General features: G+C 63.1%; 24 protein-coding genes and 1 tRNA gene. 14 read left to right on the forward strand and 11 right to left on the reverse strand.

All coding sequences use genetic code 11. The annotated features are described in order from the left end of the window. Positions 1-23: 23 nt before the first annotated feature. The 6 genes from PI93_RS06875 to PI93_RS06900 all read left to right on the forward strand — a co-directional run bounded on the left by PI93_RS06875 (position 24) and on the right by PI93_RS06900 (position 4,890). A complete protein-coding gene (locus tag PI93_RS06875; RefSeq protein ID WP_407945356.1) occupies positions 24-908 on the forward strand; it encodes a glycine betaine ABC transporter substrate-binding protein in 885 nt (294 codons plus the stop codon). A 45-nt stretch (positions 909-953) separates the two neighbouring features. Beyond that, a complete protein-coding gene (locus PI93_RS06880) occupies positions 954-1,601 on the forward strand; it encodes an ABC transporter permease (protein ID WP_039371007.1) in 648 nt (215 codons plus the stop codon). Continuing rightward, positions 1,598-2,797: an osmoprotectant ABC transporter ATP-binding protein OsmV gene (locus PI93_RS06885; protein ID WP_039371004.1), complete on the forward strand. Its 1,200-nt coding sequence runs from the start codon at positions 1,598-1,600 to the stop codon at positions 2,795-2,797. The genes PI93_RS06880 and PI93_RS06885 overlap by 4 nt, the downstream gene beginning before the upstream one ends. Positions 2,798-2,935: 138 nt before the next feature. Continuing rightward, the gene (locus PI93_RS06890; protein WP_039371002.1) at positions 2,936-4,174 is read left to right on the forward strand and encodes a mechanosensitive ion channel family protein; all 1,239 of its coding nucleotides are present in this window, start codon (positions 2,936-2,938) and stop codon (positions 4,172-4,174) included. 183 nt (positions 4,175-4,357) lie between these two features. Next, positions 4,358-4,501, forward strand: a complete 144-nt coding sequence (locus PI93_RS06895) for a hypothetical protein (RefSeq protein ID WP_158453321.1) — start codon at positions 4,358-4,360, stop codon at positions 4,499-4,501. 20 nt (positions 4,502-4,521) lie between these two features. After that, the gene (locus PI93_RS06900) at positions 4,522-4,890 is read left to right on the forward strand and encodes a type II toxin-antitoxin system PemK/MazF family toxin (protein ID WP_328803349.1); all 369 of its coding nucleotides are present in this window, start codon (positions 4,522-4,524) and stop codon (positions 4,888-4,890) included. Positions 4,891-4,973: 83 nt separating this feature from the next. On the opposite strand, the gene PI93_RS06905 is transcribed toward PI93_RS06900, so the two are convergent. After that, positions 4,974-6,098, reverse strand: coding sequence for an alkene reductase (locus tag PI93_RS06905; protein ID WP_039370999.1), 1,125 nt, complete (start codon positions 6,096-6,098; stop codon positions 4,974-4,976). Between the two features lie 265 nt (positions 6,099-6,363). Then, complete coding sequence (locus PI93_RS06910) at positions 6,364-7,650, reverse strand: MFS transporter (RefSeq protein WP_039370996.1); 1,287 nt, start codon at positions 7,648-7,650, stop codon at positions 6,364-6,366. Positions 7,651-7,911: 261 nt separating this feature from the next. Here PI93_RS06910 and PI93_RS06915 point away from each other — a divergent pair, with 261 nt between their 5' ends. After that, the gene (locus tag PI93_RS06915; RefSeq protein WP_167525563.1) at positions 7,912-8,634 is read left to right on the forward strand and encodes a TetR/AcrR family transcriptional regulator; all 723 of its coding nucleotides are present in this window, start codon (positions 7,912-7,914) and stop codon (positions 8,632-8,634) included. An 87-nt stretch (positions 8,635-8,721) separates the two neighbouring features. On the opposite strand, the gene PI93_RS06920 is transcribed toward PI93_RS06915, so the two are convergent. Together PI93_RS06920 and PI93_RS06925 are read right to left on the reverse strand one after the other, a co-directional pair. After that, complete coding sequence (locus PI93_RS06920) at positions 8,722-10,341, reverse strand: methyl-accepting chemotaxis protein (RefSeq protein ID WP_052240708.1); 1,620 nt, start codon at positions 10,339-10,341, stop codon at positions 8,722-8,724. 209 nt (positions 10,342-10,550) lie between these two features. Beyond that, positions 10,551-11,141: a helix-turn-helix domain-containing protein gene (locus PI93_RS06925; RefSeq protein WP_039370993.1), complete on the reverse strand. Its 591-nt coding sequence runs from the start codon at positions 11,139-11,141 to the stop codon at positions 10,551-10,553. 241 nt (positions 11,142-11,382) lie between these two features. Between PI93_RS06925 and kbl the strand changes: the two genes are divergently transcribed. Together kbl and PI93_RS06935 are read left to right on the forward strand one after the other, a co-directional pair. Next, positions 11,383-12,600, forward strand: a complete 1,218-nt coding sequence (gene kbl / locus PI93_RS06930; protein ID WP_039370990.1) for a glycine C-acetyltransferase — start codon at positions 11,383-11,385, stop codon at positions 12,598-12,600. Between the two features lie 2 nt (positions 12,601-12,602). Then, positions 12,603-13,568: an NAD-dependent epimerase/dehydratase family protein gene (locus PI93_RS06935; protein WP_201278432.1), complete on the forward strand. Its 966-nt coding sequence runs from the start codon at positions 12,603-12,605 to the stop codon at positions 13,566-13,568. A gap of 31 nt (positions 13,569-13,599) precedes the next feature. Here PI93_RS06935 and PI93_RS06940 read toward each other — a convergent pair whose 3' ends face one another. Continuing rightward, positions 13,600-13,743, reverse strand: coding sequence for a hypothetical protein (locus PI93_RS06940; RefSeq protein ID WP_158453320.1), 144 nt, complete (start codon positions 13,741-13,743; stop codon positions 13,600-13,602). A 442-nt stretch (positions 13,744-14,185) separates the two neighbouring features. Between PI93_RS06940 and PI93_RS06945 the strand changes: the two genes are divergently transcribed. Next, entirely contained in the window at positions 14,186-15,070 is an 885-nt protein-coding gene (locus PI93_RS06945; protein ID WP_039370984.1) for a hypothetical protein, read from the forward strand. A gap of 76 nt (positions 15,071-15,146) precedes the next feature. Here the strand turns inward: PI93_RS06945 and PI93_RS06950 are convergent, their stop codons facing one another. After that, positions 15,147-16,466 (reverse strand): ABC transporter ATP-binding protein, encoded by a 1,320-nt coding sequence (locus tag PI93_RS06950; RefSeq protein WP_039370981.1) that lies wholly within the window; start codon positions 16,464-16,466, stop codon positions 15,147-15,149. Between the two features lie 10 nt (positions 16,467-16,476). Continuing rightward, entirely contained in the window at positions 16,477-18,216 is a 1,740-nt protein-coding gene (locus PI93_RS06955; RefSeq protein WP_039370978.1) for an ABC transporter permease, read from the reverse strand. A 495-nt stretch (positions 18,217-18,711) separates the two neighbouring features. On the opposite strand from PI93_RS06955, the gene PI93_RS06960 reads away from it, so the two are divergent. Next, a complete protein-coding gene (locus tag PI93_RS06960; RefSeq protein WP_052240697.1) occupies positions 18,712-20,301 on the forward strand; it encodes a tetratricopeptide repeat protein in 1,590 nt (529 codons plus the stop codon). A 124-nt stretch (positions 20,302-20,425) separates the two neighbouring features. Here the strand turns inward: PI93_RS06960 and PI93_RS06965 are convergent, their stop codons facing one another. Beyond that, on the reverse strand, positions 20,426-21,499 hold the full coding sequence (locus tag PI93_RS06965) for an AI-2E family transporter (protein ID WP_039370975.1): 1,074 nt from the start codon (positions 21,497-21,499) through the stop codon (positions 20,426-20,428). Next, positions 21,486-22,445, reverse strand: a complete 960-nt coding sequence (locus tag PI93_RS06970) for a LysR family transcriptional regulator (RefSeq protein WP_039370973.1) — start codon at positions 22,443-22,445, stop codon at positions 21,486-21,488. The genes PI93_RS06965 and PI93_RS06970 overlap by 14 nt, the downstream gene beginning before the upstream one ends. Positions 22,446-22,630: 185 nt before the next feature. Here PI93_RS06970 and PI93_RS06975 point away from each other — a divergent pair, with 185 nt between their 5' ends. Together PI93_RS06975 and PI93_RS06980 are read left to right on the forward strand one after the other, a co-directional pair. Beyond that, a complete protein-coding gene (locus PI93_RS06975; RefSeq protein ID WP_039370971.1) occupies positions 22,631-23,410 on the forward strand; it encodes a TerC family protein in 780 nt (259 codons plus the stop codon). 176 nt (positions 23,411-23,586) lie between these two features. Then, complete coding sequence (locus tag PI93_RS06980) at positions 23,587-23,913, forward strand: TFIIB-type zinc ribbon-containing protein (protein WP_039370969.1); 327 nt, start codon at positions 23,587-23,589, stop codon at positions 23,911-23,913. A gap of 69 nt (positions 23,914-23,982) precedes the next feature. Here the strand turns inward: PI93_RS06980 and PI93_RS06985 are convergent, their stop codons facing one another. Beyond that, positions 23,983-24,768 carry an HAD-IIB family hydrolase gene (locus tag PI93_RS06985; protein WP_039370967.1) on the reverse strand — a complete coding sequence of 262 codons (786 nt, stop codon included), beginning with the start codon at positions 24,766-24,768 and terminating at the stop codon, positions 23,983-23,985. 655 nt (positions 24,769-25,423) lie between these two features. On the opposite strand from PI93_RS06985, the gene PI93_RS06990 reads away from it, so the two are divergent. Continuing rightward, on the forward strand, positions 25,424-25,732 hold the full coding sequence (locus PI93_RS06990; protein ID WP_039370964.1) for a hypothetical protein: 309 nt from the start codon (positions 25,424-25,426) through the stop codon (positions 25,730-25,732). A 376-nt stretch (positions 25,733-26,108) separates the two neighbouring features. Here the strand turns inward: PI93_RS06990 and PI93_RS06995 are convergent. Beyond that, positions 26,109-26,185: transfer RNA gene (locus tag PI93_RS06995), tRNA-Met, on the reverse strand. Between the last annotated feature and the right edge of the window lie 69 nt (positions 26,186-26,254).

Here is a 26,254-nt window from a genome sequence, read left to right on the forward strand (position 1 = left end):
TCGCCGGTGTCATGCCGCGCTGGATGCGGCTGCTGGTTGCAGCCTGCGTCACGCTGGGTGTGATGGCCACGAGCGCCACCGCAAGTGCCGCCACGCTCACCATTGGCGGCAAGAACTTCACCGAGCAGTTGATTCTCTCGGAGATGACCGCGCAGTACCTGCGCAGCAAAGGCTATGACGTCGAACTCAAGAATGGCCTGGGCAGCGTGGTCATGCGCCAGGGCATGGAGAGCAATCAGCTCGACATCGTCTGGGAATACACCGGCACGGCGCTGATCGTCTACAACAAGATCACCGAGAAGCTCGATCCGGAGCAAACCTATGAGCGCGTGAAGGCGCTCGACGAGAAGATCGGCCTCATCTGGCTCAACGCCTCGACGCTCAACAATACCTACGCCTTTGCCGTGCCGGGCAAGATCGCCCGCGAAGAAGGCATCGAGACGGTTTCGCAGCTCATTGACCGATTCCGCGCGAATCCGAAGATGCAGTTTGCCTTCGACATGGAATTCGTCGGCCGCTCGGATGGTCTCGAACCGATGGAACAGCTCTATGACTTCCATCTCGAGCGCCCCAACATCAAGCAGATGGATCCGGGCCTCGTCTACACGGCGCTGCGCAACGAGCAGATCGACGCCGGTCTGGTCTACACGAGCGACGGTCGCAACAAAGGTTTCGATCTGAAAGTGCTGGCCGACGACAAGGGCTTCTTCCCGGCCTACGCGGCCACGCCCGTGGTGCGCAAGGAAGTGCTCGACGCCAACCCCAAGCTCGCCGACGAACTCAACGCGCTGTCCGAGAAGATCAACAGCGAGAACATGAGCGACATGAACGCTAAGGTCGATATCGACCATCGGGCCGTGTCGCGTGTGGCGAGCGACTTCCTCAAGCAGGAAGGGCTGGTGCAGTGACGGTCCTGCCGTCGTTGCCCCTGATGTTACTGACTGAGGAGTCCCATGATTGAATTTTTGACGCATAACTGGCACCGCCTCCTGACCCTGACGGGGCAGCACGCGTGGCTGGTGGCCGCATCGGTCGGGGCGGCCATCGTGGTTGGCGTGCCGCTGGGCGTGCTGGTCACGCGCTTTCGCTGGCTGTCGGGCGCGGTGCTTGGTCTGGCGACCGTGGTTCTCACGATCCCGTCGATTGCGCTGTTCGGCCTGATGATCCCGGCCCTGTCCGTCTACGGCATGGGTATCGGGCCGGCCCCGGCCGTGGCCGCTGTCTTCCTGTATTCGCTCCTGCCGATCATGCGCAACACGAGTCTCGCGCTGCGGCAGATCGACCCGAGCATCCGCGAAGCGGGTATCGGCATCGGCATGACGTTCTGGCAGCGCCTGCGCCTGGTGGAGTTGCCGCTGGCCGTGCCGGTGGTACTGGGCGGCGTGCGCACCGCCGTCGTGATGAATATTGGCGTGATGGCCATTGGGGCCATCGTCGGCGCCGGCGGTCTCGGGGTGTTGATCACCCAGGGGATCAGCCAGAGCGATACCCGACAACTCGTCGTAGGTGCGGTTCTGGTGAGTCTGCTCGCCATTGTGGCCGACACCCTGTTGCACCGCCTGCAGCGTGTGCTGACACCGAAAGGAATCCGAACCGTATGATTACACTCGACAATCTCACCAAGACCTTCGTCCAGAAGGACGGCAAGCCTGTCACCGCTGTCAACGCCGTCAGCCTCGAAGTGCCGCCGGGCGAAATCTGTGTCTTTCTCGGCCCGTCGGGCTGTGGCAAGACGACCACCCTCAAGATGATCAACCGGCTCATCAAGCCGACATCCGGGCGCATTCTGCTTAACGGCGAAGACACCGGCAAGATCAATGAAATCGAACTGCGCCGCCATATCGGCTATGTGATCCAGCAGATCGGTCTGTTCCCGAACATGACCATCGAGGAGAACATCACTGTCGTGCCGCGTCTGCTCGGCTGGGACAAGAAGCGTTGCCGCGAACGTGCGATCGAACTGATGGCCATGGTGGCGCTCGATCCGAAGCACTATCTGTCGCGGTATCCGCGCGAACTGTCGGGCGGGCAGCAACAGCGCATCGGCGTGATTCGTGCATTGGCGGCCGATCCCCCCGTATTGCTGATGGACGAACCGTTCGGTGCGGTCGATCCGATCAACCGCGAGTCGATTCAGAACGAGTTCTTCCAGATGCAGCGTCAATTGGGCAAGACCGTCATCATGGTCAGCCACGATATCGACGAAGCCATCAAGCTGGCCGACCGCATTGCGATCTTCCGTCAGGGACGTCTGGTGCAATACGCGCAACCCGATGCGTTGCTGGCACGTCCGGTCGACGAGTTCGTGGCGAGCTTCGTGGGACACGACCGAATCTTGAAGCGCCTGCTGCTGGTGCGTGCAGAGGATGCGGCCACGCCGCAGCCGACCGTGAAGCCGCAGACCACGCTGGCCGAGGCCTACGGCATGATGGACGAGCTCGATACGCGTTCGCTGGTCGTGGTCGACGAGAACGCCCGCGCGCTGGGTTACATTGCGCGTCGAGACACGCGCCATGCGCAGGGAACGTGCGGCGAGCGCGTGCGCGACTTCAAGGCGTCGGCGGTTGCCGCCGATAACCTGCGGGTGCTGCTCTCGCGCATGTACGAACACAATCTCGCGTCGCTGCCGGTGTTGGGCGACGACAACCAGTATCTCGGCGAGGTGACGCAGGATTCCATCGCCGACTATCTGAGCTCGGGCAAGTCGCGCGGAAATGGCGGCGGCACCATCATCACGGCGCCGTTGCCTGGCGCGTCGAGCGTGGTGGCCAGTGTGCCGTTCGGGGCATCGCAGTAAGCTGGCTGGCGTGTCGATCGGAGGAGCGACGACATCGTTCCTCCGGCAGGTTGGAGAATGACGGCCCGATGCGGCCGTCATTTTTGCATTCATACGCCCGTCGGGCGTTGGGAATAATCGGTAGCAAGGAGTTGCGGGATGACGTGGGAAGCGGTGATGACGTGGTTCGATAACGCCCCCTGGGCACGAATGGCCGGCGGGTTGGCGCTTCTGGTCGGGGTGGCCGTGCTGGTGCAGGCAGTGGCGCAGTTTCTGATCGTGCGTGTCGTGCGTCTCGTCGTGCAACGCACGGCCAACCGCTGGGACGACGCATTGCTCGCGCATCGCGTGTTTCATCGTGCGGCGCGCATCCTGCCGTATCTCGTGATTCAGTTCGGTATTGCGTGGGTGCCGGATCTGCCGCCGAAGGCCGTGATGGTCATCAGCAATGTGGCGCTCGCCACGACGCTGCTCTACGCCACGCTGGCCATCGCCGGTATTCTCGACGCCGCGCAGACGGTCTATGCGCTGTCCGAACACGCGCGCACGCGCTCGATCAAGGGTTACGTACAGCTAGGCAAGATCGCGCTGTATGTGGTGGCGGCGATTGCCATCGTGGCGACCATCATCGATCGCTCGCCGTGGCTGTTGCTCTCCGGGCTTGGCGCGATGTCGGCGGTGCTGCTGCTGGTGTTCAAGGACACGATCATGTCATTCGTCGCCAGTGTGCAATTGACATCGAACGACATGCTGCGCGTGGGCGACTGGATCGAGATGCCGCAAGTCGGGGCCGATGGCGACGTGGTGGATATCGCGTTGCACACGGTGAAGGTACAGAATTGGGACAAGACGATCACAACCATCCCGACGTGGCGACTGATTTCCGAGAGCTTCCGCAACTGGCGCGGCATGCAACAGTCGGGCGGTCGTCGTATCAAGCGCACGTTGTGTGTGGACGCGGGCAGCGTTGGATTTCTCGACGAGGCGGAGATCGCGCGCCTGTCGAGGCTGCATCTGCTTGGCCCTTATCTGACGGACAAGCAGCGCTTGCTTGCGGACGCGAATGCCGCATTGGGCGTTGCGGCGGGCGTGCCGGCCAACACGCGGCGTCTGACGAACCTCGGGACGTTCCGCGAGTATGCGCTGGCGTATCTGAAGGCACATCCGAACATTCACAAAGGCATGACGTGCATGGTGCGCTCGCTCCAGCCGTCGGCTACAGGGATTCCCATCGAGTTGTACTGCTTCACGAACACGACGGTGTGGGCCGAGTATGAACGCGTGCAGGGCGACGTCTTCGATCATCTGCTCGCGATCCTGCCGGAGTTCGGCCTGCGCATGTACCAAAATCCGGCCGGTGCGGATCTGGTGCGCTGGCAGGGGCAGCCGGCGGCGTAACGGTCAGGTTTGACGGGCGGGGCATGCGGTAACGCGTCGTCTGAGTGCGCCTCGGAATCGTGCCATCGTGCTTCAGGATTATTCCGGAATACTTTCGACTTTGTTTACTTCGGCCTTTCCGACTGCGACGATGCTCATGACTCCACGTAAGAGGGGGAGCGGGGGATCGCATCGGAGTGGAATATGGACGAACGAGAAGACATGGGATGTATGGCGAGTGTGCAGAGTGAAATGCCGGCTGTCGAACTGGGCGACATGGACAGCGAAGAGGAACTGCAGTTGTGGAGTTTCGGCAACGACTTCGACGAGGAGGAGTGGACGTGGTGAGACGAGGCGAAGTCTGGGTCGTGTCACTGGACCCTGCCGTTGGGTGTGAGATCAGGAAGACACGGCCTTGTGTCGTGATATCGCCAACCGATTTGCGCAAACATTTGCGTAGTGTGATCGTAGCGCCTATGACATCGTCGCTGCACGCGTCTCGATACCGAATCCCGGCCATGTTTTCCGGGCGACGCGGTGCGGTAACGCTCGATCAGATCAGATCGATTGATCGGCGACGGCTGGTGCGTCGCGTCGGCGCCTTTGACTGCGCAACGTTGAAGGCAACGATGGGAGGGCTTCGGGAAGTATTCGCGGAGGAGATGGGCGAAGAACGTCACGAATCATACTGTCCCGGTGACAGCAACGAAAAGGGCTCCCGCAGGAGCCCTTTTTGATTCAAGCCAAAGCGAACCCCGTTGATGCGGCGGCGTTAGGGCCTTACCGCACTACCGCACTAAGGCCTTGTAGCGGCCCAGCCTTACGCGGCCGCTTCGTCGAGCGTCGGATAGTCGACATAGCCGCGGGCGTCGCCGCCGTACAGTGTGTCACGATCCAGCGCGTTGAACGGGCCACCGCGCTTGAGGCGTTCCACCAGATCCGGGTTGGCGATGAACGGCTTGCCGAACGCAATCAGATCGGCCAGGTTTTCCTTGCGAGCCTTCAACGCGAGCGCGAGGTCGTAACCGTTGTTGGCCATGAACGTGCCCTTGAAGAGGTGGCGCAACTTCTGCAGATCGAAGCCGTTCTCCACTTCACGCGGACCGCCCGTCGCGCCTTCGACCACATGCAGGTACACGAGGCCGAAGCGGTTGAGTTGCTCGACAGCGTATGTGAATACCGGCTCCGGATGGCTGTCGCCGCAATCGTTCGCCGGGCTGATCGGCGAGAGACGAATGCCAACGCGCTCGGCACCCCAGACGTCGACGACCGCTTGCGTGACTTCCAGCGTCAGACGCACGCGATTCTCGATGCTGCCGCCGTATTGGTCGGTGCGATGGTTCGTCTTGTCGCGCATGAACTGGTCGAGCAGATAACCGTTCGCGGCATGGACTTCCACGCCATCGAAACCGGCGCGCTTCGCGCACTCGGCCGCATGCCGGTATTGCTCGATGATGCCGGGGATCTCCGAGGTTTCGAGCGCACGCGGTGTCGGATGCGGTTCGAAGCCGTGCTCGGTGAACGCGTTGCCCGCCGGTCGAATGGCGGACGGGGCGACCGGCAGGGCTCCGCCGGGTTGCAGCGAGGGGTGCGAGATGCGACCGACGTGCCAGAGCTGGCAGAAAATCTTGCCGCCCTTCGCGTGCAGGGTGTCCGTCACGTGCTTCCATCCGGCGATCTGTGCTTCGGTGTAGATGCCCGGGGTGAACGCGTAGCCTTTGCCTTGCTGCGAGATATTGGTGGCTTCGCTGATGATGAGGCCGGCCGAGGCGCGCTGGGCGTAGTACTCGGCGACCATCGGGCCCGGGACGTCGCCGGCACCGGCGCGGCTGCGCGTGAGCGGGGCCATGACAACGCGGTTGCTAAGTTCGAGCGGGCCGAGCGTGTACGGGGAGAAAAGATCCGTATCCAGCGCTGCGAGTTGGGTCTGTTGCGAGTCCGTCATTGCTGAAGGTCCTGTGAAAGTGGGGGGATGCTGTGCTGCACAAAACTCGCACAGGTTACGACAATTCTTCCGGCCTTGCAGACGCCCCGAAAACCGGGAAAGCCAGCGGCTTGTCATCGACCATCGCCCGGCGCCAGGCACCAAAAACAGTCACCTACGACGCGCTATCGCTACGAGCATGCCGGATTCACGGCCATCGTTTCAACGCCATGTTGATGGTTGATCAGCATGGCGATTTCACGTCACCTATGCGGCCTGTGCCACGTCAGGCGCCTGCGGTCACGGGCCGTTTCGGCGCGTGCGGCGCGATACGCAGCACCATGAACGCCCCGATGATGCACACGCCGCCCGAGAGCATCGACGCCATCGTGTAGTTGCCCAACGTGGCGCGCAGCGAACCCGCAACGAGTGCCGCCGTTGCTGCACCGAGCTGGTGGCCGGCCACGATCCAGCCGAACACGATCGGGGCCATCGTTTTGCCGAAAACATCGGTGGTGAGGCGTACCGTCGGTGGCACCGTCGCGATCCAGTCCAGACCGTAGAACAGTGCGAAGAGCGGAATACCGAAGAAGTCGAAGCCGAAGGCGTAAGGCAGATAGATCAGCGACAGGCCGCGCAGTCCGTAGTACCAGAACAGCAGCACACGGCTGTTGTAGCGATCCGAGAGCCAGCCCGATGCCGTGGTGCCCACGAGGTCGAGCACCCCCATCGCTGCCAGAATGCCCGCACCCTTGACTTCGGAGATGCCGTAATCGCCACACATGGCGATAAAGTGCGTGCCGATGTAGCCGTTGGTGCTCGCGCCGCAGATGAAGAAACTGAAGAACAGCAGCCAGAAGTCGCGCTTGCCGACCGCCATGCGCAGTGCCGACAGCGCCGTCGTCAGCGGATTGCCCTGGGCGAGCGGAACATCGGGGGCGTCTTCCGGTGCGCCGACCGGACGCAGACCGACCGACCCCGGCCGCTCGGGCACGAGAAACGCCACGAGCGGCAGCACCAGCGCCGCGACCAGCGCCACGATCAGCACGACCGGGCGCCAGCCGTAGCGCTCGGTGATCGCGGCCATGATCGGCAGGAACACCATCTGACCGGTCGCGGAGCTGGCGGTGAGAATCCCCATCGCCAGGCCGCGATGCGTGTGGAACCAGCGATTCGAGACCGTCGCGGCCAGCGTCACGGCGGCGACGCCCGTGCCGCCACCGACCATCACGCCCCAGATCAGCACCATCTGCCAGGGGGCCGTCATCAGCGAAGAGAGCGCCGTGCCCGACGCGAGCAGTAACAGCGCGACCATGACCGTCGGACGAATGCCGAAGCGCTGCATCGCGGCGGCAGCGAACGGGCCGGTCAGGCCGTAGAGCGCCAGATTGACGGAGATCGCCAGCGAGATCGTGGCGCGGCTCCACCCGAAGTCGTGCTCGAGCGGCACCATCATCACGCTCGGTGTCGCGCGAATGCCCGCCGACGCAAGCAGAACCAGAAAAATTACGCCGACGACGATCCATCCATAGTGGAAGCGTCCGTCAATGCGCCTTGCAAGTGCAGCCTTCATGGCGGAAATCCTGGCAAGGGTTCGGTCTCATCGACCGAACCGGGAACGTTTGCGAGAACCGGGCTGTCTACGTTCATCAGTAGACTTGTGACAGATCGGTAACATTAGGTTGCCATGTTATGAACCGCTCGGTAACATGTCAAGTATTCCTTCGCGGCGTAGGGGCTTTGCTCCGCGTCGCGAATCACTGCTTTTGGGGAGCGCCAGACAATGGCCAAATCGACAACGACCGTACCGCCCTTGCGACAAGACATGTCCGACATGGCAAATCCGGGCGTGGCGGCGGAGGCTGCGACGAAGGCGGTAGTCAAGGGCGAGGGTAAGGCCGAAGCCAAGGCGACGCCGGTGCGCCGGCGCGCCGCAGCGTCGCGCGCGGGCAAGACCGGCCGACATGTGACGCCTGCGCCGGTGGCACAGCAGTACCTGCTCAACGCTGCCGTGGAGCTGTTCCACACCGAAGGCGTGCGCGCCGTGGGGGTGGACGCCGTGGTCAAGCGCGCCGGTGTGAACAAGATGTGTCTCTATCGTCAGTACGCGTCGAAAGACGATCTGATTCTGGCGTACCTCGATCACATGCAAACCGCCAGTCTGGCGCGCATCGACGAAAGCATCGCGAAACGCGTGGGCGAACCGCGCGCGCAGATGCTGCAAATCTTCGTGGATCTTGCCGAGCGGGCGAGCAAACCCGGCTATCGCGGGTGCCCGTTCGTGAACGTGGCGGCCGAATTTCCTGACCCGGAGCACGCGGCGCGCAAGTCGGTCGTGAACTACAAGGCGGAAGTGGTGCAGCGTTTCACGGCACTCGCCACGGCCGCCGGATTGCAGAATCCGGCGCCGCTGGTCGACGCGCTATCGCTGATTCTCGAGGGCGCCTACGCCGCAAGTCAGACGTTCGGCCCCGGTTCGCCGCCGCTGCGCATCCTGCCGACGGTGGCGCGTCAGATCATCGAGGCGGGGATGGCGGGGGCGTTGGACGCCGCGTGACGCCGGACGACACCGGTCGCATTCAGATGTCGTGACACGATGGCGCATGCGCGCCATCGACTGGTCAAGCGTTAGCGCCCGACGCCGTCAGGCAGCCAGCCGCTCGAACGCCGTTGCCGCCGAGCCCCGGGTGCTGGCCGTCGCACCGGCAAGCTGAATCTCCGACGTCATGCGAAACGCCGCCACTGCCTGATCGAGGGCGAGCGCCTGATCCTCCATCGACGCGGCTGCCGCAGCCGCCTGCTCGACAAGCGCGGCGTTCTGCTGTGTGACTTCATCCATTTGCGTGACGGCGCGACCGACTTGCTCGATGCCGTGGCTCTGTTCGGCCGAGGCCGCCGAGATCTCGCCCATGATGTCGGTGACGCGCCGCACGGCCTGCACCACGTCGTGCATTGTCTGACCGGCTTGTGCCACGAGGACCGAGCCGTCCTGAACCCGTCCGTTCGACGATTCGATCAGTTCCTTGATTTCCCTGGCTGCCGCGGCACTGCGCTGGGCGAGCGTGCGCACCTCGCCCGCGACGACCGCGAAGCCGCGTCCCTGTTCACCGGCACGGGCCGCTTCCACGGCGGCGTTGAGCGCGAGGATGTTCGTCTGGAATGCGATGCCGTCGATCACGCTGATGATGTCGACCACTTTGCCGGAGCTGTGCGAGATACCTTCCATCGTCGCCACGACCTGATCGACGACTTGCCCGCCGCGCACGGCAATCGCCGACGCGTTCTCCGCCAGTTGGCTGGCCTGACGCGCATTGTCGGCATTCTGGCGGACGGTGGACGTGAGCTGTTCCATCGACGATGCCGTCTCTTCCAGCGCAGCGGCCTGCTGCTCGGTGCGAGCGGACAGATCGGTATTCCCTTCGGCAATTTCCCGCGCCGCGAGCGTGATGGCGCTCGTGCCGCCGCGAATGCGTCCGATCATCTGTTGAAGATTGGCTTGCATGCGCTGCATCGCAAACAGCAGGCTGGCGCGGTCGCCTTCGCGCAGCCGGACCTGCGTGAGCAGATCGCCATCGGCAATGCGCGTGGCGATATCGGCGGCGTATTCGGGCTCGCCGCCGAGGCTGTGCTGGACGTTACGGATGATGAGCAGCATGACCCCGGATACGGCCAGACCGATCACGGCGAGCATGGCGCCCCAGCGCAGCAGTGCACCGATGAACGCGGCATTGATGTCGTCGACATAGACGCCGGTGGTCAGGTACCAGTCCCACGGCGAATATGCCCCCACGCGGCTGATCTTCTCGACGGGCTTGTCCGAGCCGGGTTTGGGCCAGAGATAGGTGACGAACGGGTCGTCGGTGCGCGCGGCGGTGACGATGTCCGAGAACATGAGCTTGCCCGACGGATCGCGGAACTGGCTCATGTCCTTGCCTTCGAGCTTGGGATTGACCGAGTTCAGCACGATCACGCGCTGCGAGTTCAAGATACCGAAATAGTTGTCGCCGTCGTAGCGGATCGCGCCGATCTGCTCGCGCGCGAGCTTCTGCGCGTCGGCAACGCTGAGCTCACCGCGCTCTGCGCGTGCGGCGTAGTGCCTGACAAGGCTCAGGCCGGATTCGACCACGTGCGTCAGCCCTGCACGACGCTCGGCAAGCATGGTGTCGCGCTGTGCCCACGCCCCCCAGACCGCCATTGCCAGCAGGCTTACCCACATCAATGCAACGGCAGACCACAACTTCGCTTTCAAACTCAACTGCTGGATCACTTCGTCTTCCCCACGGATTCCGCTCCGGTGTCCCTGTCGCGGCGGCCGCGCGTGACGTGTCGCCACATCCGTGCGGTCCGATTGTCGATCGATTGTCAGTGCTCCTGATGAGAGCACGGGCCAGACGTGTGCTAACGGCAGTCTGCGAAAGGACTTGAGCGACGGGGGGAGGCGGGCGGTAAGCGGCGAGCGGAGCCGGACGTGACTTATCCGTGAATTACCACCAGCAGGCCGCGCGCGACCGATTTGCCCACATTGCGGATGGCATGGGCGCGGTCGGCCGGATAGCGGGCGGTCTCGCCCGGCTTGGCGCGTCGTGCGAAGTGCTCGACTTCGACGTCGACCTGACCGTCGAACACCGTGAAATGCTCGCGCGTGCCCGGATCGTGCGGCTCCGACACGAGCGCGGCCCCCGGTTGCAGCGTCAGTTCGTACCACTCGTACTTACCGGCCAGTTCCATCGGGCCCAGGATCTTCAACTGATAGGCATGCTCCGCGCCCGCGAGCGTCGGAATTTCATGCTTGCCGATCACGCGCACCGGCTCGGGGTCGCCGGTGGGCGCGCCGAGCAGTTGGTCGAGCCGCACGCCCAGCGCATTGGCCAGCCGCCATGCCACGGCAATGGTCGGGTTGGCCTTGTCGCGCTCGATCTGCGAGAGCATCGACTTCGAGACGCCGGACGCCCGCGAGAGCGTCTCCAGCGTCATCCCGCGCTCTTTGCGCAGTTGCTGAATCATGTCGCCGACAGGCGGCGGGGCGACCGGGGACACCGCAGACGCTGCGGGAATGCTTGCCATATGAATTCCGGGATATTAGAATTTTCCAATATATTGAAACTTGTTCAATATAAAGTATAGTTTCCGATAAGGTGAATGGCTGCATGGTAGCAGAGCCGATAGCTCACGCATGCCCGGCCTTCGATCCTTCAGATTTCACGTATTCCGTATTCGATAGCCGGCGGCATTCACCGATGCCGCCCGCATCTTCCGGCGCCGCCGCACAACGGCGAGCGCCGACCGCACACAGGAGAGGCGCACGATGACTGCACACACCCCGGAGGCCCGCGAGGGCTTCTACCGCCAACTGACCGAACGACTGGAAGACACGCGCCGCCAGGGCCTTTTCAAGCAGGAACGCGTGCTCATGTCGCGGCAGGGGCCGGAGGTCATGTGCGACGACGGGCAGACGCGTATCAACCTGTGCGCCAATAACTATCTGGGACTCTCGGGCAGCGAGTCGCTCGTCAAGGCGGGGCAGAAGGCGCTGGAAGACTTCGGTTTTGGCTTGTCGTCGGTGCGCTTCATCTGCGGCACGCAAGGCCCGCACAAGGATCTCGAGGCCCGCATCGCCGCGTATCTGGGCACGGAAGACGCCATCCTGTACGCCGCCGCGTTCGACGCCAATGGTGGCGTGTTCGAACCGTTGTTCGACGAGCAGGACGCCATCATCTCCGACGCCCTCAACCACGCCTCGATCATCGACGGCGTGCGTCTCTGTAAAGCGCAACGTCTGCGCTATGCCCACAACGACATAGAGGACCTCGAGCGCCAGTTGCAGGCGGCAGCCGGGGCTCGCCATCGCATCATCGTCACCGACGGCGTGTTTTCGATGGACGGCACGATCGCTCAACTCGACCGCATCGTGGCGCTGGCCGAACAATACGGCGCGCTCATCATGATCGACGAGTGTCATGCGACCGGCTTCATGGGACCGACGGGGCGAGGCACGCACGAGCATCACGGCGTGCTCGGCAAGATCGACATCATTACCGGCACGCTGGGCAAGGCGCTCGGCGGCGCGATGGGCGGCTTCACGGCGGGCCGTCGTGAGGTGATCGAGACGCTGCGTCAGCGCTCGCGTCCGTATCTCTTTTCGAACAGCCTCGCGCCGGCCATCGTCGGTACGTCGCTCGCCGTGTTCGACGAACTCGAACATTCATCTGCGCGACGCGAGCAACTGCACGAGAACACCGCGTTCTTCCGCAAGGAAGTCGCGGCGCTGGGCTTCACCATCAAGCCGGGCACCCATCCGATCGTGCCCGTGATGCTCTTCGACGCCACGCTTGCCCAGCGATTTGCGCAGCGTCTCTATGAGCTGGGCGTGATCGCTACCGGCTTCTTCTATCCGGTGGTGCCGCAGGGCCAGGCGCGCGTGCGCGTGCAGCTCTCGGCGGCGCACACCCGCGAACACCTGACCCGTGCGCTGGCGGCATTCGCCCAGGCCGGCAACGAACTCGGCATTCTCAAGCAAGGTTGAACATGGAACGCATCCTCATCATCGGCGCGAACGGGCAGATCGGCAGCGAACTCGTCGAAGCGCTGGCGGCGCAGTACGGCAACGAGAACGTCGTCGCCACGGACATTGCGCCGGGACCGTCGCGTCACCCGGTGCACTACGAGACGCTCGACGTGCTCGACGCGTCGCGACTGGCGGCGCTTGTCGAGCGCTTCGGCATCACGCAGATCTTCCATCTGGCGGCGCTGCTCTCGGCCACGGGCGAGACACGTCCGCTTCAGGCGTGGACGCTCAACATGAACGGCCTGCTCAACGTGCTGGAACTGGCGCGCGAGCGCCAAGGGCTGCGAGTGTTCTGGCCGTCGTCGATTGCCGCGTTCGGTCCGCATACGCCGGCCGTCGAAACGCCGCAACTCGCGATCATGGACCCGACCACCATGTACGGCATCAGCAAGCAGGCGGGCGAGCGGCTGTGCGAGTACTACTTCACGAAGTTCGGTGTGGATGTGCGTAGCCTGCGCTATCCGGGCGTGATCAGCTTCAAGACGCCTCCGGGCGGCGGTACGACCGATTACGCCATCGACATCTTTCAGGCGGCGCGTCGCGGGGAGACCTACACCTGCTTCCTGAAAGAGGACGCGACGCTGCCGATGATCTACATGCCCGATGCCGTGCGCGCTACGCTCGAATTGATGAATGCAGACGCCTCGCGGTTGCGGGTGCGTTCGTCGTACAACGTGGCCGGAGTGAGCTTCGACCCGGCAACGCTGGCGGCGGCGATTGCACGTCGTGTCCCGGGTTTCACGGTGAAGTACGCGCCGGACTTCCGTCAGGCGATTGCCGAGACGTGGCCGCACACGCTGGACGACACCCACGCGCGCTACGACTGGGGCTGGCAACCGGCCTTCGGTCTGGACGCCATGGTCGACGACATGCTCGCCAACGTACCGTTGGACTGGCACGCGCCGGCCTTGGGAAATGCGGCCTGAAGCCGCCTGACGGTGAGATTTGCCGCGTCGCTTACTTCGGGTGATGCACCGCGTAGTAGGCGAGTGCGGCGAACACCGCACAGGTCACGGCAAAGGCGCGACGGCGCCAACGGTGGGCTGGAGTGAAGGTGATGGCCCGGTCGCGGCCTGCTTCTTTGGAATGGTAGTAGCTCATGTTGCACCTTCTCGGGTCTGATACACGGTCTTCGCCGCGGAAAGAACCTGCCCAAGCGTGTGTCGATGCGCCCCCCGGCGCAGGACAGGCAGGTTCTGCGTCGATTATGCGACCGCACAAAAACGACTGCTAATCAGTATCTTTACCGATAGGTGTGGCCTTTTTGACACGGTCGCAACGGTCCGTCGCATGTTTCGACGACGGGCTCGACGGCTGACGACATCCCGGTCCCCCCGTCTGCGCCAACGCCCGTGGCCCGCCCCGCAGGCCACCCCGGACAGGTCTCTCGAATCACGAGAGTCTTGCATTGCGAAGGGGCGCAGAATCCACATTTCCCCGCTTGCGCACCGCGTCACGCGCTGAAACAATGCCGGAAAACGGTGACCACGCCGAGGGTCACTGCCGAGCCGTCGTTGAGATCACGCCTGGGGAGGGTCGTGCCATGACGCCGAACACGCGCCGCACCATCGTTTGCGGCCAATGCGCCACCGCCGTCGCGCGCGCCGCATTCGCTTTCATTGCCGCCGGATTCGGTGCGGCTCACGTCCATGCGCAGGAAGCCATGCTGCGCGCCAACAATCAGGTCTGGATCGATGCCGGTGCCCAGCAGTTGCACTACTGGGAGAACATCGCGCCCGGCAAGAGCGATTCCGAACGCGGTACGACCGCTGCTTTCGCGCTGGGCGCGTCGACCCAGCGTCAGTTATTCGGTGTCTCGAATCTCTATTTCAGCGGGTCGGTGCGCGTCGCGCACGGCAATGTCGACTACGGCGGCTATCTGCAAGACTTTGCGGGACGTGTCGTGCAGCCGGACTACCGGATGACGACGCGCTCGACGACCACCGACGTCACGCTCAAGGCCGGCAAAGCCTTCCCGTTCCATCTCGGGACCTGGAATGCGCAGGTGGTCCCATACGTCAGCTACAGTTACCGGGACTGGATTCGCGACAGCAGCCGCGATCCCTACGGTTTCTACGAGCGTTATCGCCATCACGTCATCGGCGGCGGCCTCATGGGGCAACTTGAATTGACCCAGAAGCTGGTGGCCACGGCCGACATCCGGGCGGGCGCCATGGTGGGGGCGTCGATGACGCAGGCCGGCTCGCAGAATACCTTCAGCCTTGGCAACAAGCCGGTCGTCGCTGCGGGGTTCGGTCTCGACTATGCGATCGCGCGCAACTTCCACGTGAACGCGACCTACGAGTGGTCGCGATTTCAGTACGGCCGCTCGAGCGTGACGCAGGTGCAGCCCGGCGTGAACGCCTATGAACCCGATTCGAAGACGATCAACCAGACGTGGATGATCGGCGCGGGCTACGCGTTCTGACAAAAGACAACGCCGCGTGCTCTGACGATGCACGCGGTGTTGCGATTCCCGACGGTCATGCGCTGACGTGCGGCGATCAGGTCGCGCCTTCCACGTCCTCGAGACTGAACGTCTCGGTGTGGTCGTTGTACGAGAAGATCTCGGCGTAACGCCCCCAGTTGATGGCGGTGTCGAGCGTTTCCTGCGCGAGATCGTCCGACATCGAATCTTCCAGTTCCTGCTCGAAGCGAACACGCGGCGCGCGTTGCCCGCGACGCTCTTGCAGCACCGCGCGGATCTTCGCGGCGAGCGGCACATGACGCAGCAGGTGCTCGGCGAACAACACCTTGCGTTCCTGCGTGCTCACGTCCACGAAGCGCTTGCCGGCGGTGGTCAGCAGAATGTCGCCTTCCTTGAGTTCGGCAAAACCCAACTGGTCGAGAATTTCCGCGACAGGGAACAGGTCATCCACTTCGAGCAGCAGCGTCTGAGCGATTTCCGGCAAGTCGGCGCGGCCGTTGTACGGCGGCCCGGCAAGCGCTTCGAGCAGACCGGCCATCAGGTTGGTCGACACCTCGTGCAGCGGACTCGACAACTCCAGCGGCATCTTCTGCGTGGTGTGCGCGTTGCGGCGCGAGGTCATCAGCGCATAGATCTCGTCGACCATCTTGCGGAAGGCCGGATCGAGACGGTTGCGGCGGTGCGCAAACGGCACCTTGATCTCGGCGACCACGCGGCCCGGGTTCGACGACAGCACCAGAATCCGGTCGCACATGAACACGGCTTCTTCGATGTTGTGGGTGACGATCAGGATCGACTTGATCGGCAACTGACGCTGGCTCCACAGGTCGAGCAGATCGGTACGCAGCGTCTCGGCGGTGAGCACATCGAGCGCGGAGAACGGCTCGTCCATGAGCAGCAACGTGGGGTTGACCACGAGGGCGCGGGCAAAGCCCACACGCTGGCGCATGCCGCCCGAGAGTTCGCGCGGATAGGCGTTTTCGAAGCCATCCAGACCGATCAGGTCGATGGCCGCCAGCGCGCGTTTGCGACGCTCCTTCGGCTCGACGCCGAGCGCTTCGAGGCCGGCTTCCACGTTTTGCAGCACGGTCAGCCACGGGAACAGGGCGAAGGTCTGGAACACCATCGCCACGCCCTCGGGCGGGCCTTCGAGGGGCTGGCCGAGATAGCGGATGTCGCCCGAGCTGGGTTGGATCAACCCGGCGATGATGCGCAGCAGCGTCGACTTGCCCGAGCCAGACCGGCCGAGCATGCCGACGATTTCGCCTTCATGCAGTTGCAGGTTCACGCCGTCGAGCACCTGGCGCTCGTCGCCGCCCTTGCGGAAACCGCGGCTGACGTTGGCGAGCGAGAAGATCTCTTTTCCGGCAATCGTGGGGTGGGTATCGTTCGGCATCACGGTCCCTTCAATTCAGGCGAAGCTTGTTTTCGGCAATGGCGTACATGGGGCGCCATAGCAAACGGTTGAACAGTACGACGAACAGCGCCATCACGGCGATGCCCAGCAAAATGCGCGGATAGTCGCCGGCCGCCGTCATTTCGGCGATATAGGCGCCCAGACCATGCGCGGCGAGCTTGTCGTCGCCCCATTGCACGTATTCCGAGACGATCGAGGCATTCCACGCGCCGCCCGACGCCGTGATCGCCCCCGTCACGTAGTAGGGGAAGATGCCGGGCAGCATGATCTGACGCCACCATTGCCAGCCACGAATGCGGAAGTTGGTGGCGGCTTCCTTGAAGTCGTTCGGGAAGGTCGTTGCCCCGGCAATGACGTTGAACAGGATGTACCACTGCGTGCCCAGCACGATCAGCGGCGAGAGCCAGATGTCCGGATTGGCGTGGAAATGGACGATGGCCACCACAAAGATCGGGAACAGCAGGTTGGCCGGGAACGCGGCGAGAAACTGCGCCAGCGGCTGAATGCGCTCGGCGAGCTTCGGGCGCAGCCCGATCAGCACGCCCAGCGGCACCCAGATCACCGAGGCGATGGCGATGAGCACCATCACGCGCACGAGCGTGATGAGACCGAGGCCGAACACGCGCAGGATCTCGGCATAGCCGACTTCGGCCAGCACGAAGGCGCAGATCTTCCACGCGGCGGCCAGTCCGAGCACCACCAGTAGCGCGGCCCATAGCCAGTCGATCACGCGCGAGAGCGGGGTTCTCGACTCGGAATGGATCGCAGCGGGAAGCGAGATCGGCATGCGCATGCGTGCGATCGTGCGCAGCAGCTTGCCGAACGGGCGCAGCAGAAACTGAATTGCCCGGGTGCGTTGAATGACGTTGAGCACCCACGATTCCGGGGTGGCTTGCGAGACGGTGTCTTCCAGACGGAATTTGTCGGACCAGGCGACCATGGGCCGGAACAGGAACTGGTCGTAAATGACGATGACGACAACCATCGCCAGAATCACCCAGCCCACCGCGTGCAGATCGCGCTGCATAATGGCCGTGGCGAGATAGGCGCCAATGCCCGGCAACGTGATGGTCTTGTCGCCGACGGTGATCGCCTCCGACGCCACCACGAAGAACCAGCCGCCCGACATGCTCATCATCATGTTCCAGATGAGGCCCGGCATCGAGTAGGGCACGTCGAGCTTCCAGAAGCGCTGCCACGGCGAGAGGCGCAGATTCACGGCCACTTCCGCCAGATCGCGTGGCTGAGTTCGCATCGATTGATAGAACGAGAACGTCATGTTCCACGCCTGGCTCGTGAAGATCGCGAAGATGGCGGCGCACTCCGCGCCGAGCACGCGTCCCGGGAATAGGGCGAGGAAGAACGTGACGGTAAACGAGATATAGCCCAGCACCGGCACCGACTGGAGGATGTCGAGCATCGGCACAAGCAGCTTCTCGGCCCGGCGGCTTTTCGCGGCAAGGGTGCCGTAGATCAGCGTGAAGAGCAGCGAAGCGACCATCGCCGCGAGCATGCGTAGCGTAGTGCGCAACGCATATTCGGGCAGATTGGCCGGATCCAGCGAGATGACTTCGGTCTGCAGATCGGCAAGCGGGGCCCAGGTTTGACGAATGCCCGACGAACTGACCATCAGAAAACCGATGATGAGCGGGAAGGCAATGAAATCCCAGCGGTTAGGCAGCAGGCGTCGCGCAGTGGCGGGGATGAACGGACGGGCTACGCGCGTCATCAAGACCTCGTGAGGATGAGGGTTCGGACGGACAACAGGACTCGGCGTCGATATGCGACACGGCAGCGACGGTGCTCGTGTGCAGGGACGGCAGCGGATGCTACCAGATTGACCCGCAAAATGATGTTAAAGCGCGGCGGCAGGCCTGGCAAATCGGGGCGTCGATGACCGACTGTGGTTTTTATGCTGCATTGCGGGAGAAGTTGGTTTTGGTAGGCGATACATGGCCGGAATGCCCTGTCGATGCGACGTTTGCGAGGCGAATGAGGTGGGCCCATCGCACGTGACGCCACGGGCAAAATGTTGCGTTGAAGATGTGAACTTTATGGGCGTTGCGAAGACCAATCCCCGCGGCTTGCTTCGCGCCGTGCGGTCGTGTAGTGTGCACCGCTTGATCGGGCCACGGCGCCTGTCGCCGGGGCGGTAAGTCGCTCCGGTGTTCGTGTGGCATGCCGGCCCGTCCCACTCATTCCCAGACAAGCAAGGATGCGCCGCATGACGACGCCATTAGACGCGCGTTGCGAGCGTGCACGACAACTGAGTGCCGCCGGCCGGCTCGACGAGGCGATCGCCGAGTTGCGCCTAGTACTGAAACAATCCCCCGAATTTCTCCCCGCCCTCGAAGGGCTTGCCTACGTTTCGTTGCGTACCAGCGCGTTCGAGTCGGCGGCCGACGCCTTCGATCGCGTGATCGCTCTGGTGCCGCAGCCGGGCGCACAGGCGACCTTCGACGCCGCGATGGCCAGCCTTCAGGCCGGTCGTCAGATGCGTGCCGAGGCGTTGTTCGAAGCCACGGTGCAACAGTCGCCGGACGTCATCGGCACGATGCACACCATTGGCATGACGTGGGCGCAGGCGGGCGACAGCGCCCGTGCGCTGGTCTGGTTCGAGCGCACGGCGGCCAAGGCCCCGGCGCTGTGGCAGGCGCATTTCAACCGTGGGCGTGCCCTCGGCGCGCTGGGCCGCTACGACGAAGAGATCGACGCTTACCGTCTTGCCAACGCCATCGCGCCTCAGCAGCCGGATCCGCTGGTGAATCTGGGGGTGGCGTTGCGCGAGCGTCATGCGTTCACCGAGGCGCTGCAATGCTTTCGCGAGGCCGTGAAGCTCGCCCCCGAGCATGCCGGGGCGCGCACCAACCGCGCGCAGACCAATTTGCTGATGGGTGACTTCGAGCATGGCTGGCATGACTATGAATGGCGTTGGCAGGATGGCGGGCAACGGCGTCGCTTCAGTGACCGGCTCTGGGATGGCCGTGCGCCGCTCGCAGGCAAGACGGTGTTCGTCTATAGCGAACAGGGGTTCGGCGACACACTGCAGTTCGTACGCTTCGTGCCGCGCCTCGTCGAGATGGGCGCCAACGTCGTGTTGTCGGTGCAGGCGCCGCTCGTCACGCTGCTGGGCGGCTTCGCGCGTGGCGTGACGGTGCTTGGCGAACACATGCCGGTACCGTCGTTCGATTGGCAACTGCCGCTGCTCAGCCTGCCGCATTTGCTGAAGGCGGGCGGCAACGTCGCCACCCATTCGCCGTATCTGCGCGCCAGCGCCGGACGGGAGATGATCTGGCGCTCGATGCTCGGCGCCAAGCCGGAAGGCACGTTGCGCGTTGGATTCGTGTGGCGCCCTCGTCCCTTCCCGCCGCATCGCGACGTGGCGCTCGAGCACTGGGCGCCGGTCTTCGGCACGAACGCGCAGTTTTTCTCGTTGCAGGTCGATGCGACCGACGAAGAGCGCGCGGAACTCGCACGGTATCCGAACGTGCGCGACATCGGTGCGAAGCTCAGCGATTTTGCCGAGACGGCGGCCGTCATTGCGCAGATGGATCTCGTGATTTCGGCCGATACGGCCGTGTTGCACGTTGCCGGTGCGCTGGGCAAACCCGTCTGGGGGCTGGTCAACTTCACCCCTGATTGGCGCTGGCAGTTGGCGCGCCGGGACAGCGACTGGTATCCGTCGCTCACACTCTTGCGTCAGCCGCAGCGTGGCGATTGGGACACGGTGATGGCGCAGGTCGGTGCGGATCTCGCGGCGGCGATACGAGGCGAATCGACGACGGACGCGCCGGCGCCGGAGACGGCGCAGTAAGGCGGGGGGCAGCGCGCGAAAGCGAGAGCGCGAGAGAGCGAGGGCCACCCCCGGGTTGGCCCGGGCTCGACGTCGTTCGGTTCAGAAAGGCGCCGAGTCCGCGCGGATCCGGTGGCGGAAAGCGTCACCCGGCATCGGCCTGCGTGTCTTCATCGTCACGCAAGCGCGTGTAGATGTTCCAGCTTGCGATGAACAGCGCAGCGATCAGCGGCCCGATGACGAAGCCGGTCAGGCCGAAAAGCGACATGCCGCCGAGGGTGGAAATCAGCACGACCCAGTCGGGCAGCTTCGTATCCTTGCCAACCAGAATCGGGCGCAGCACGTTGTCCACCAGACTGACGATGGTGCCGCAGAACAAAAACAGCACCACGCCCTTCCAGACGGCCCCCGAGAGCAGCAGCCACACCCCCACGGGCACCCACACGACTGCCGCGCCGACGGCGGGCAGCAGCGAGAGGAACGCCATCACCACGGCGGCGAGCACGTAGCCCTGAATGCCGAGCACCGCGAAGATGAAGCCGCCGAGCGCGCCCTGTGCCACGGCCACGGCGATGTTGCCCTTGACCGTGGCTCGCACGACAGTGGTGAACTGGCGGATCAACAGGTTCTTGTGACGCTCGTCGAGCGGCAGGGCACGGCGCACCATCGCGCCGAGTGCCGTACCGTCGCGCAGCAGGAAGAACAGCAGATAGAGCATGACGCCGAAGCTCACGAGCAGTTGTGCCGTGTTCTGGCCGATGCTCACGAGATACACCGCGACGAAGCGGCCGATCTGTGCAGCGCCGTCGCCGAGCTTTTGCTGGATCGCGTTGACGTCCTGCACGCCGGCCAGGTCCATCACCCGGTGCACGCTTGCGGGCAGGCGGTCGAGCAATTGCTGGAAGGCGATTGTGAGTTGCGGCAGGTCGGTGCGAAAACGAATCAGCGCCGTGCTGACTTCCTGCGTCAGCATGCCGACGACAAGCGTGAGCGGCAAGATCACGATCAGCAGAATCAGCGCAAGCGTGGTGAGGGCCGCCAGGTTCGGACGGCCGCGCATGCGCATCAAGATACGGCGCTGCACCGGTTGAAACAGCACCGCCAGGATCGTTCCCCAGAAGATGGCGCCGAACAGCGGGAACAGAATCCACCCGAACACGATCGTCACGACGAACAGCATGAGGTGGAAGAACTTGCGCTGGTCGCTACGACTTGACATGAGGTTTCCTCGCAGATGGCGGCGGCGCTGACGGCTCGCCAAGGGTTCTTATATCAGAATCGGCCGTTGCGCCGATGTCACGGAGGATTTGTGCCACGAGCGGATGCCCTTCGCCGCGTCGCGATCGAATGGCGTGAATGTCTTCGTAGACGCCGTCCGGGCGGCCCAGCCAGCGCAGGCCGCGCAGCAGCGAGACGTCGCCCGCGCCGGCTTCGCTCAGCGGAAAGACACCCATGCCGCGCGTGGCGAACACCGCCATGAGGGCGCTATCTTCGAATTCGCCGACGATATTCGGGCGAATGCTCTGCGCTTCGAACCATTGATCGAGCCGGGCGCGCAAGGCCGAGTGACCCGTTGGCAACAACACGGGCAGGTCGGACAGGCATTGCGGAAACGCGTCGCGCGAGGCGTTGCGCACGAGTGACGCCGGGCCGTACCAGTCGACCGGCGACTCGACCAGACGCTCGCTGGCCAGCCGCAAGGTCGGGTTGTACGGCGCAGGCTGACTTGCCAGCACCAGATCGAGCTTATGTAGCGCAAGTTCGGCCAGCAACTGTTCATGTTCGCCTTCGTGGCATACGAGCCGAAGCGAAGGCGTGTCGAGAATGGGCGCGAGAATTGCGTGCGCGGCCAGCTTGGAGATACCGTCCGCCAGCCCGACGGCCAGCCGCGCGACCCGCCCGCTCGCGGCTTCGCGGACTTCGTCCGGGATCGACTGACCGAGGCGGAAGATCTCCTCGGCACGGCGGAAAGCGGCCTGTCCGGGTTCCGTCATGGTGACGCCGCGTCCGGCCGGCTTGAGCAACTGGTGGCCCAGCGACTTCTCAAGCTCGCGCACCTGGGCGCTGATCGTCTGCACGGCCATGTCGAGGCGCTGCGCAGCACGAGCGAATCCGCCTTCCTTGACGACGACCCAAAAATAGTAAAGATGACGGTAGTTCAACATATCGGCTGGACTTCGGAAAAACCGAACTGTTTTGAAGTATATAACTGGTTTTTACGAAGCACGAGTTCGGAGATGATGCTGTCCTGAACCCGCATCTCACGTTGGATGCGGAATAACGAAGGGGCATGGCCGTGGTTTGCAGGCCTCGAATGCCCCGATAACCAAACGGAATCTTTGACGCACATATGGACTATCTCCTTGCTTTGGCGGTTGACCCGGCAGTATGGGCGGCGCTTGTCACGCTGGTGGTCATGGAAGTCGTGCTTGGCATCGACAACCTGATCTTCATCTCCATCCTGACCAATAAGTTGCCGTTGTCGATGCGTGCGCGCGCGCAGCGCATGGGCATCGGGCTGGCGCTGGTCATGCGTCTGGCGCTGCTCGGCACCGTGGCGTGGATCGCCAAGCTGACGACGCCGCTCTTCGAGTTGTTCGGTCACGGCTTCTCGTGGCGCGACCTGATTCTGATCGCGGGTGGCCTCTTCCTCGTGTGGAAGGCGACGAAGGAGATGCATCACCATGTGGCGTCGGCCACCGACGACGCGGAGCACGGTGAGGGCGCGTCGACAGCAGGAACGATGGCGACGATCACTACGCGTGCCGCCATCGTGCAGATCCTGATGCTGGACCTCGTGTTCTCGATCGACAGCATCGTGACGGCCGTGGGCATGACCGAGCACATCCCGATCATGTTCGTTGCGGTGATTGCTGCGGTCACGGCGATGTTGTTCATGGCAGGGCCTCTCTCGCGATTCATCGCGGCGAACCCGACGGTCGTGATGCTGGCGCTGGGCTTCCTGCTCGTGATCGGCATGACGCTGATCGCGGAAGGCTTCGGCTCGCATATTCCGAAGGGGTACATCTACGCGGCGATGGCATTCTCGGCGTTCGTGGAGGGGATGAACATGATGACGCGTCGCGCGTCGGCACGCCGCAAAGCGGAGAAGGCTCGCGTGCTGCACTAAGCCATGTGGTGATGAAGAGGTAGGCAAGGCGGCGCCGGGGGACCCTCGGCGCCGTTTTTTTTACATCTGCGAGGTTCGGTTTTTACGAACATTAACGAATGAAAAAGCAGGTTTTTTCGTGGCGCGGAGCCCGATACATTGAGGGCGTTGTCTCATTTACGTGACGGAGCGAAACGATGAAATGTCCTGTATGCGGTACCCCCGATTTGCTGATGACCGAACGTCAGGGAGTGGAGATCGATTACTGCCCGAGCTGTCGCGGCGTGTGGCTCGACCGTGGCGAGTTGGACAAGCTGATCGAGCGCACGGACGACATGGCTGGCCGGCCGGCGCAGACGGCGCGCGAAGGTGCGCTCCGGAGCGCGCATCAGGACGCCCGACATCGAGACCATCGGGATGAATATCAGCAGCGCAACATGCATCACGGCGATGACGCGCGTCGTCGTCACTACGATCAGCCGCGCAAGAAGAAGTCGTTGTTCGAGATGTTCGACTTTGATTGACGTTGAGCGCGCCGAGCGAGCGAAAGAAGCCAGTCGGATGACTGGCTTTTTCTTCAGGGCGGCGTTTTTCTACGACGCGCGCGAGGCGATCACGGCTTGTGCGGCTTCGATGAAGCCTTGGCCGCCGGGGCCGGTGGTGATCCAGTTGGGCGGCACGGGAATGTGTGGCAGATATTCCTTCACGGTGCTCATGCCGACCGTATGTTTGAAGAACGCGAACATCGGTGCGTCGTTGGTCGAGTCGCCCGTGTAGAGCACGGTGTCGCGGTCCTTGTCGATGTCGACGCCATAGACTTCGGCCATGACACGACGCGTCATCGACAGCTTGTCGTATCCGCCGAACCAGCCGAGCACCCAGAGGTTGTTGATCGTGGCGTCGGCGCCGGCGCGTTGCAACTCGCGGAGGATCTGCTCACCGGCCGCCGGATCTGCCGGACGCGAAAACGCGACGCTTGTGAGCCGGAAGACCTGATCGTCTGCCAGTTGTGCGTAGGGGAGGGCGTTGCTAACGGCGCTTGCGGCGGCGTCGAGCTCTTCGGAGACCGACTCGATCTCGGACTCGGCGTGCCAGAACGTCCGTTGAATGCCATGGCCGTCGGGCGTGCGCTGAAGGAACAGGCCGCCGTTTTCGCCGATCACGCCATCGACCGGCCACATGCGCGCCATCTGGTCGCACCAGCCGGCAGGCGCGGCCGTGACGGGAATGACTCGCACTCCGGCTTTCTGCAAGTTCTCCAGCGCGCAATACGTGTCGGCCGCGAGTCTGCCTCGATACGTCAGGGTTTCGTCCATGTCGGTGAGGACGAATCGGACATCCTTGAATTCATGCGCGGCAGCAACGGACAGGTGACGCATAACGTTCTCGATCAGGGGGACGGGGGAGCCATTATGCAATCAACGACGAAATGCCGCCGGGCGTCGCTCGGGGCTGCATGCGTAAGGCAAGGAAAGGGGGAGGGGAGCGCCGGTTGACGATCACATACAACGGCACGGCCGCCTTCTTGTCAGGGAACGACAAGGCCCGGATGTGCGGATTATGATGCTCGCGCCAAAACGTCTTGAATCATGAGGTCGACGTTCCGAATCGAGAAGGCGACGGTAGGGCGAGATCCCCACCCAAATTGGGGTTTCAAATGGTTGCGGAACGATTTTCGGTCGCAAGGCTGGACGTTTTCAAGCGGCTCACGGGGTGTTGAAACGCCCATGTGCAGGCTCTTGTGATCGATGACGTGCCTGGCCAATTCATGCGGCGCGACAGGCACGATACGGCGCTGACGATGGACTTTGCCATTAATGAACGAAAACCGCTCGCAGAACGGCGGCCTTGTGTTACTGCGAACTCTTGGTCTGTCATACGCCGTAAGCGTTTTTGCTGCGCGTCGAAACGTTTCGAGTGTCGACGCATAGTCGGGGATATTCGGAAGTTACTGAAACGCAAGGCTCGGCACTCCTGCGATGATGGATTTAGCCGCTAGGTCGGCTCAATCCACTCACATTTCAGGAGGCTTGGATGAATGATTCAACCCAAAGCGACGGAAAGGATGGAGTAAACGGCGGTGGGGCCGATGACGGGCTCGACCTTCCTAAGTCGTTGGCACGTGAAGGGCATGTGATCTGGTTCCACGAATACAAGAAGTACCTCGGTTACGCTTGGGACGACGCAGCGGGGGAAATCAGGCGAGCGCATGTGTCCAACTCCGAGCACGCGATTTACTTCGAGACGTTCGCGGAGGCGATGGTGGCGACGGATATGTTGATGGGGTCTCACGTCATTCTTCACGCGGCGAAGCGGGGCGAGAAACCAAGGCTGGTGCGCTAACCTTCGTTGCGGCCCATCCATTGCGGTGGGCCGTTATGCACAATCTCCAGATTCACCTTGCCGCGTAGTCCGCGGACGAATCAATTGTGCCGCCGGCGGCTCGGATTTTGCATCCAGCGCGTTTCGGTAGCATCGCTACACAGACGTATCCATAGATTCGAAATCGGAGACTTCACCGCCACGCCGGACGTTCGTGATGGGGCTATCTGGCTCCGACAGAACCAAGACAAGGCAGCGATTGAGAATTTCTGCGTCGGTACGTCCGGCATCGCAAAGGGAAGCTGGTCATGCCGACTAAGTGATCGGTTTGCGGAACGGAACCGTTTTTGCGGAACAAATAAAAACGGCCCCCATCGCTGGGAGCCGTTCTTAAATTTGGTGGCGAATCAGGGACTCGAACCCCGGACCTGCGGATTATGATTCCGTCGCTCTAACCAACTGAGCTAATTCGCCGAAGAAAATGATTATAGGTAGGCCCCTATAGGCTGTCAACATTTTTTTTGCGAGCCGACGAAAATTAAC

It is taken from the genome of Pandoraea fibrosis, assembly GCF_000807775.2.
GTDB classification, from domain to species: domain Bacteria; phylum Pseudomonadota; class Gammaproteobacteria; order Burkholderiales; family Burkholderiaceae; genus Pandoraea; species Pandoraea fibrosis.